Annotated in this window: 5 protein-coding genes; 4 read left to right on the top strand and 1 reads right to left on the bottom strand. The window is 38.2% G+C overall.

Going from position 1 to position 6,098, the window contains the following annotated elements; translation table 11 throughout:
* Together ACJ751_RS05000 and ACJ751_RS04995 are read left to right on the top strand one after the other, a co-directional pair.
* A partial coding sequence (locus ACJ751_RS05000) for a UvrD-helicase domain-containing protein (RefSeq protein WP_407744275.1) occupies positions 1–2,823 on the top strand: 2,823 nt, incomplete at its 5' end.
* Positions 2,824–3,069: 246 nt separating this feature from the next.
* Positions 3,070–4,068 (top strand): SMP-30/gluconolactonase/LRE family protein, encoded by a 999-nt coding sequence (locus ACJ751_RS04995; RefSeq protein ID WP_407744274.1) that lies wholly within the window; start codon positions 3,070–3,072, stop codon positions 4,066–4,068.
* 142 nt (positions 4,069–4,210) lie between these two features.
* Here the strand turns inward: ACJ751_RS04995 and ACJ751_RS04990 are convergent, their stop codons facing one another.
* Positions 4,211–4,429: a DUF3072 domain-containing protein gene (locus tag ACJ751_RS04990; protein ID WP_407744273.1), complete on the bottom strand. Its 219-nt coding sequence runs from the start codon at positions 4,427–4,429 to the stop codon at positions 4,211–4,213.
* A 237-nt stretch (positions 4,430–4,666) separates the two neighbouring features.
* Here ACJ751_RS04990 and ACJ751_RS04985 point away from each other — a divergent pair, with 237 nt between their 5' ends.
* A complete protein-coding gene (locus ACJ751_RS04985) occupies positions 4,667–5,539 on the top strand; it encodes a helix-turn-helix domain-containing protein (protein ID WP_407744272.1) in 873 nt (290 codons plus the stop codon).
* Positions 5,540–5,603: 64 nt separating this feature from the next.
* A partial coding sequence (locus ACJ751_RS04980; protein WP_407744271.1) for an SDR family NAD(P)-dependent oxidoreductase occupies positions 5,604–6,098 on the top strand: 495 nt, incomplete at its 3' end.

Below are 6,098 nucleotides of genomic sequence, written 5' to 3'. Positions count from 1 at the left end.
GCGTTGGAAGAAGCGGGCTATTTGAGACGTGGGCAAAAGATGCCCAGAGTTTTTGCAAACAGCATTCTTTCCAGGAATGCACAGGAAGCCATTGACAAGATAAATGCCTCTTCAAGGTTTGAGGAAAAGCAAAAAGAAAAAGGGATCAGGATCATTAAGAAACTCTTTTCAAGTAAAAGCAAAAAGCAGTCAGAAGACGAGACTGCCGACTCGAGAATAGATTATATAAGCGATCATCTGGGAATTGTGAAAGAGGAGGTGATAAACGTTATAAACCTCCTGCGTGAGGAAAAAATTCTCGCTGACGCAAAAGACCTAACCGCCTTCATCAAAAAAGGAGAAAACAAAAACCGTTCTCTTAACATCGTTGAAGCTTTCAGCAAGATTGAAGAATACCTGCTTCCTGTTTTTGAAGAACAGGAAAGAATATTTCACATCAAAGAACTGAACGAAGACGCAGAAGCTAAAGGCTGCGAAGACGTAGATATCAAAAAGATCAAAACCATCATCAACTTCTGGTCAATCAAAAACTGGATCAAGCGTCAAAATTTGGAGTATTCTAAGAACCACCTTGCTGTAATTAGCCTACACCCGAAAGATATACTGAAAAAACGATTGGAGAAACGACATGAGTTGGCAAAGTTTATAGTTGAACTCCTTTACATGAAAAATAATTTAATTTCTTCAGAAAACGATGCCGGGAAAGACGAAGTGCTGGTTGAATTTTCAGTACACGAATTAAAAGAATCATATGAACAAAGCCAAACCCTCTTCAAGGCGAACATAAGTATCGATGATATTGAAGATACGCTATTTTATTTATCAAGAATTGAAGCTATAAAGATTGAAGGGGGATTTCTTGTTACCTATAACCGGTTGACTATCGAGCGACTGGAGCAGGATAACAAGAAGCGATACAAAGTGGAAGATTACCAAAAACTGAATCAGTTCTATGAAAACAAGGTTCAGCAAATCCATATTGTTGGAGAGTATGCCAAAAAGATGATTAGCGATTATAGAGATGCGTTGCAGTTTGCAGAGGATTACTTCCAATTGAATTACACATCATTTCTTAATAAATACTTCAAAGGAGCACGACAAAATGAAATTCAACAAAACCTTACACCTGCTAAATTCAGGCAACTCTTCGGAGAACTTTCTCCAACACAACTTAAAATAATCAAAGACAACGAATCAAAATACATCGTAGTTGCAGCAGGGCCTGGAAGTGGTAAAACAAGAGTATTGGTCCACAAACTCGCGTCGCTCCTCTTGATGGAAGACGTAAAACATGAGCAACTGCTTATGGTCACTTTTTCAAGAGCAGCAGCAACGGAATTTAAGAAGCGTCTATTAAAGCTTATTGGCAATGCCGCCAACTACATCGAGATAAAAACATTCCACTCTTATTGCTTTGATTTACTGGGAAAAGTTGGAAGCCTGGAAAAATCAGATGCTATACTTAAAAAGACAACAGAGAAGATCAAAAACAAAGAAGTTGAAGCAAGCCGAATTACAAAAACTGTATTGGTAATTGACGAAGCGCAGGATATGGATGAAGATGAGTTTAATCTGATAAATGCGCTAATGGAACAGAACGAAGAAATGCGGGTGATTGCAGTTGGAGATGACGATCAGAATATTTATGAATTCAGAGGCGCAAGCTCAAAATATCTTGAACAGTTTATTCAAGTGAACAAAGCCACCAAACATGAATTGGTTGCAAATTACAGAAGCAAGAGCAACCTGGTTAATTTCACCAATCAGTTTGTGACGCGTATTAGCAACCGGCTGAAAGATACTCCAATTATTCCCCAGCAAACCAGCAACGGATATATTAAACTGGTTCGCTATCAAAGCAGCAATCTTATTATACCGCTGGTGAACGACATCTTCACAGCTGAACTTATCGGGACTACTTGTGTGCTCACACAGACGAACACAGAAGCACTTCACATTACAGGTCTACTATTGAAAAATGGCGTGCAGGCAAAATTGATTCAAACAAATGACGGATTTATTCTCTATAATCTAATGGAAGTCAGATTTTTTTTAAACCTCTTGAATGTGGCGGAAGATGTATTCGTAATGAGTGATGAAGTTTGGGAGAATGCAAAAAGAGAACTGACAAACAGGTTCTGCGCCAGCGCCAATTTGGATATTTGCATGAACCTGATAAGAGATTTTGAATCTACCAATACCAGGAAAAAATACAAATCCGACTTAGAAGTTTTCATCCGCGAATCCAGGTTAGAAGACTTTTTCAACGAGAATGGAGAGACAATTTTCGTTTCAACAATCCATAAGGCCAAAGGAAAAGAGTTTGACAATGTTTTTTTAATGCTTGAAAACTTCAACGCAGCCACAGAGGAGGCCAAACGCCTGTTGTATGTTGCCATGACGAGAGCAAAACAGAACTTGATAATACATTCAAATGCAGACCATTTTGACGGATTTTCAGCAGAAAATCTGGAACGAATGGAGGATCGGGAAGTTTATTTGCCGCCAAACGACATAGCTATACATTTAGGTTACAAAGACGTTCGGCTGGACCATTTCATCGATAAGCAGGAGTTCATTTCTCAGCTTTCGGGTGGGGATACTTTGATTTTGAAAGGAGACGAATGTTTGAATTCAAAGGGGCAATCAATCCTGAAATTTTCAAAAGCGTTCATGGCACAAATTGAAGACATGAAAAGAAATAATTATGCGTTAAAGAGTGCCAGAGTGAATTTCATTGTCTATTGGCTGAAAGAAGGAGCCGCACAAGAAATAAGAATTATCCTGCCAGAAATTTTATTCGAAAGGAAAAATAGCGAATAATAATCCCTTCACAGAAAATCTACTCACAAGAATACTGGCAGTAGGTAAGCGCAGTTGATGATTTACCGAATGAACTTTTCCTCAATTGTTTAATATTCTTCATAGTTTTTTATTGGAAGTTTTTCTAACCCGGCTAAAGTAATTTGTAGAAAATTGCCTGCTATGAAAAAAAATGTACTGCTACTATTTATGGGAGTACTATGTTACTTCCTATTTTATGCATGTTCAAAAAACAAGGTACGGGATTTGGAACAGGCTGTTAAAGAAGTCCATGAAGAATTTAACAGCGCCGGCTGCAAATGTAAGCCGGCAGATACGAGTATTTTTGATCCCACCTGCCTGGTTGCGCCAAACGCACAAGTAAGAACATTAGGAGAAGGTTTTAGTTTCACCGAAGGTCCTGCCGTTGATAAAAAAGGCAATATATTTTTTACAGATCAACCTAATGATAAGATCTATAAATGGTCGGTGTACACGGGGGGTATCACTACATTTTTAACTGGAACGGGTCGCTCGAACGGAATGGCATTTGATAAAAGTGGAAATCTCATTACTTGTGCTGATATGCATGGGGAATTATGGAAGATAGCTCCGAATGGAAGCCACACTGTTCTGGTAAATAGTTACAATGGCAAATTATTAAACGGACCCAATGATGTATGGATCAATCCCAATAATGGCGGTATGTATATTACAGACCCGATATTTCCAAGAAGTTATTGGGATGTTGGCGATCCCCGCCAGCAGGCATGGCCTCCAACTCATTCGGAACAAGCCCCAACCGGCAAAGGTGGTTATGTATATTACCTGTCTCCCGGCAGCCACACTTTACTGAGGGTAACTACAGAGGCGATGGGATGGGACGCTGATGGCTGGCCCAACGGTGTTGTTGGAACGCCTGATGGGAAAAAGCTCTACATAAATAAATGGGCGCCCGATATCAATACAGCAGGCACCTGGGTATTTGATATTAAACCTAACGGAACGCTTGCCAATATGCGGAAGTTTGTAGATATGGGAGGCGACGGCATGTCGATGGATGAACATGGGAATATTTATATTAGCAACTCATATGGAGTAACCGCTTTTAATCCGGCGGGTACCAGGATATTCAATATTCCTACAGGCGACGGTGCAACCAATAATGTTTTTGGTGGTATTAATAATAAGACCTTATTTATTACAGGACCAGCGGACAAGTTAAATGCTATAAATATGAATGTAAAAGGTGTAGAAAAATTCTAATCAGGAAACTATGCCGGGTTTCGCTTGAGGTGTCTCAAAAGTAATTTTGAGACACCTTCTTTGAAAATAAAGCGGTTGCTACCGTCCTGTTATTTCCTTTTCAGGACAGCTTCTTCTAACACTCCCTGCAATAATAAGATTATCACTGATTCTCCTTGCCTCTGCCTGTCATTTCCTGTAATTCCTCTATTTTTTTCGAGGCCTCTGCCTTGGTCATGTTCTCATCAATTTCAACTTTAGCTTCACTTGCTAAAGTGTGTAAATAAGAGCGTTGCGCTTCTGTCATCGGTTCATTACCGGTTGTCCAGTCGTCTGGATCTTTAATGGCGTTGCCTTTGTTGTTGTTATCGTTATTTTGCATATGCTAATATTTTTAGTATCAATATGCTAATTTTGTGCCAGGTACCTATTAATGGGATGATACTAAAATACATTTAAGGATTTTTAAAGAGAATCAATGTAGGAAATTGATAATTATATATTTAGACAATGTTATTGCTTAATAGAGCGGCTTGAAGTAACTTGTCCTCCGTAATAATCCAATTACAAGTTAGCGGTCATTGCATGGCGACACCCTATAAACTTTTGAGCAAATAATATGCAAGAACAAAATGGGAAAAATGAGGGCTTACAGAATGATGAGCTAGGAATAAAGATTCGCTCAAACGACAATCCTTATCTTTCAGCTGATATTCAAAAAAAATTGCTGCAACCTCGCAAATTATCTTCTTATTTTATTGTATTAATTGAAAGCGGTTCAATTACATACAATTTAGACTTACAAGACTTTACGCTTACTGACGGGCACTTGCTTTTTGCAATGCCAAATCAAATTTTTACGCCACCCGCTAAAACAGACAATCTTAAATATTTCAAGCTGCTGTTTGATGAAAACACATTGGCATTGTTGCCACAACAATTTCCCTTTTTGGTCAATCCTTTAAACGCACAAACCATAGTTCTTGGCAGTGCTGTAAAAGAAAGAGTAATAAAGGTTTTTGGAATTTTAAATCAGATACTTCACTTAGATCAATATGAGACCGACACTGAAATAATATTAGCTTATTTGAACTCATTGCTATCAGAATTAAACAGCGCTTATTTCAAAAACAAAGAACCCATCAATCTCTTAAACGCTAACCTTTCAAAGTTTATCGAGTTCAAATTAGTGGTGGAAACGTACCTTACGGAGCAACCTTCTATCAACGCAATTGCAGAAAAATTAGCTTTATCTACAAACAGTTTATACCGGATTGTAAAAGAATATTCCGGGACATCGCCAAAAGATTATTTTATTAACCGTTTGATAACGGAAGCTCAGAGAAAATTGCGTTATTCTAATATTTCTATCAAAGATCTGGCCTATGAATTGGGCTTTAATGACCCGGATTATTTTTCAAGGCTCTTCAAAAAAAGCACAGGCAAAAGTGCAAGTGATTTTTTGCCCAAGCAAGATTTGTCGGGTAAATAAAAGGAATTGTCCATTTCCGCTATTTTTCAGCCCTCTACTTTTGCTTCATAAAATCACACAAGTAATGAAATTTGCATTAGTAACAGGAGCTAACAAAAGCATTGGCTTTGAAGTTGCACAGCAACTTGCTCAAAAAGGAATTTATGTTTACCTCGGCAGTCGTAATTTAGAAAATGGCATTGAAGCCATTGGCAAATTAAAAGCGAATGGATTAAACAATGTAGAAGTCATTCAGCTTGACATTACAGATGACGAATCAGTGATTAATGCCCGTAATGAAATAGGTAAAAAAACAAAAGTGTTGGATATACTTATTAATAACGCGGGTATTTATGGTGGTTACCCACAAATGGCACTTGACTCAACTATTGACCAGTTTAAAGCAGCTTATGATGCAAATGTTTACGGCGTGGTGCGGGTTACACAGGCATTTATTGATTTATTGAAAAAGTCGTCAGAACCTCGTGTTGTAAATGTAAGTTCAAGTCAGGGTTCAATTACCCTACACAGCGACCCAACCTATAAATACTACGACTACAAAGGCGCTGTATATCTTTCT

This window comes from Niastella sp. (assembly GCF_045805085.1).
Taxonomy (GTDB): domain Bacteria; phylum Bacteroidota; class Bacteroidia; order Chitinophagales; family Chitinophagaceae; genus Niastella.
This window is presented reverse-complemented; position numbering and strand designations above follow the sequence as displayed.

Coding starts and splice junctions, on each gene's coding strand:
- ACJ751_RS04990 (WP_407744273.1), bottom strand. CDS start 4,429: ATGCAAAATAACGATAACAACAACAAAGGCAACGCCATTAAAGATCCA.
- ACJ751_RS04985 (WP_407744272.1), top strand. CDS start 4,667: ATGCAAGAACAAAATGGGAAAAATGAGGGCTTACAGAATGATGAGCTA.